Origin of the sequence: Thiocapsa marina 5811, assembly GCF_000223985.1 — a bacterium.
In the GTDB taxonomy this organism is placed as follows: Bacteria; Pseudomonadota; Gammaproteobacteria; order Chromatiales; family Chromatiaceae; genus Thiocapsa; species Thiocapsa marina.
In genome coordinates, this window is record NZ_AFWV01000048.1 from 1 (window position 1) to 1,415 (window position 1,415).

The following is a 1,415-nucleotide window of genomic DNA, read 5'->3' on the forward strand; positions in this document are numbered from 1 at the left end:
GATTCCCTTTCCGGACTCGACGCGAGGCCACGGCGAGCGGGTGCTCAGCTTGACGGTGGTGGGGGATTAAGTCGAAACAGCGCCTGGCACGACATGCGCCTCGGCTGTGCAACCGGCGCTCGACGGTGACCTTCCACCGGACAGCACCCAGAGGTCGGCGGCGATGCCGGTGTTGGCTCCGGTGCAGGTTTTGGTTGACTCCTTGGCTCGTAATCATATCATCAGCGATATGAAACCTGTGCGCGTCGTGTTGGATACCAATGTCCTGGTCGCGGCCTCACGCAGTCGCCGGGGTGCCTCGTTCACGCTGTTGCATGCCTTGCGCGAGCGGCGCTATGTCGCCCTCGGTTCAGTGCCGCTGCTGCTGGAATACGAAGCCGTGCTCAAACGGCCCGAGCATTTGTCGGTCGGCCAGCGTACCGAGGCGATGACCGACGCCTTCCTGGATGCCTTGTGCCTGCTCATGGAGCCGGTGCACCTACATTTCCTGTGGCGTCCGCAAACGCGTGATCCAGCCGACGAGATGGTGCTCGAGACTGCCTTGAACGGTCGCGCCGACGCACTGGTCACGTTGAATACAGCTGATTTCGGCGCCGCGGAACGCTTCAGGCTGACGGTTCTGACACCGGGCGCCTTTCTCCGCCGCCTTGAGGAACACTCCTAATGGCCAACTATGCACTGAGACTGCCTGAATCACTGTTCGCCTATGCCCGTCAGGTGGCGGAGGAAGAACAGGTGTCGATGAACCAGTTCTTCGTCACCGCGATCGCCGAAAAGGTGTCCGCGCTCAAGACGGAGACCTATTTTCGCGAGCGGCAAGCGAGGGGCGATCTCGCCGCCTTCGATGTCTGGCTCGCGGCCAGTCCCGATGTCCCGCCCGAGGCCGGGGACAGGATGGACGATTGAGAAGCGGTCATGATTCCCGTCCGGTGACTCGACGTGCAGACCATCATGTTCGGTCACCGGTGCCTTGTTCCTCCGACAGGCCGGAAACCACGCCCCCTATCGTCGCGAAGCGACACCACCCCGGGATCGACGACTTGCAGTCGTCCTCTTCTGCTGCCCTGACAGCGAGCATGGTCGATCCCCACGCGCCAATCCCGAAGACCATCCTCGACGCGCGTTGACCGGACCCATCGACGCCGCCAAGCGCACCGTCAAGTGGTTCGCGTGTTCGCCATTCGCCCCAGGATCAAAGACACATTGTCGGGCGCACCCGCCTCCAACACCGCATCGAGAAAACCCGCCGCCTGCGCCTCCAGCGGGCGCTCGGCGCGAAATAGTGAGTGCGGTCAGCGATTTTGATGGTTTCGCGATCAAGTTGCGTGATGGGGGTCGGCGAAGCGCTCCCCCGGTCTCGCGCGGCCGGGGTGTGGGCCGGCGGCGCGAGGTGGATCCAGCGCGGTGGCGGGACT

At 63.6% G+C, this 1,415-nt stretch carries 2 protein-coding genes; both read left to right on the top strand.

Going from position 1 to position 1,415, the window contains the following annotated elements:
- Nucleotides 1-106: 106 nt before the first annotated feature.
- A complete protein-coding gene (locus THIMADRAFT_RS24190; RefSeq protein WP_233490345.1) occupies nucleotides 107-664 on the top strand; it encodes a putative toxin-antitoxin system toxin component, PIN family in 558 nt (185 codons plus the stop codon).
- Nucleotides 664-906 (top strand): hypothetical protein, encoded by a 243-nt coding sequence (locus THIMADRAFT_RS24195; RefSeq protein ID WP_007195775.1) that lies wholly within the window; start codon nucleotides 664-666, stop codon nucleotides 904-906. Before THIMADRAFT_RS24190 ends, THIMADRAFT_RS24195 begins: the two co-directional genes overlap by 1 nt.
- Nucleotides 907-1,415: the final 509 nt, after the last annotated feature.

What these genes read in the sequence shown, in the direction of transcription:
- THIMADRAFT_RS24195 (WP_007195775.1), top strand. Translation starts at nt 664, where the DNA reads ATGGCCAACTATGCACTGAGACTGCCTGAATCACTGTTCGCCTATGCC.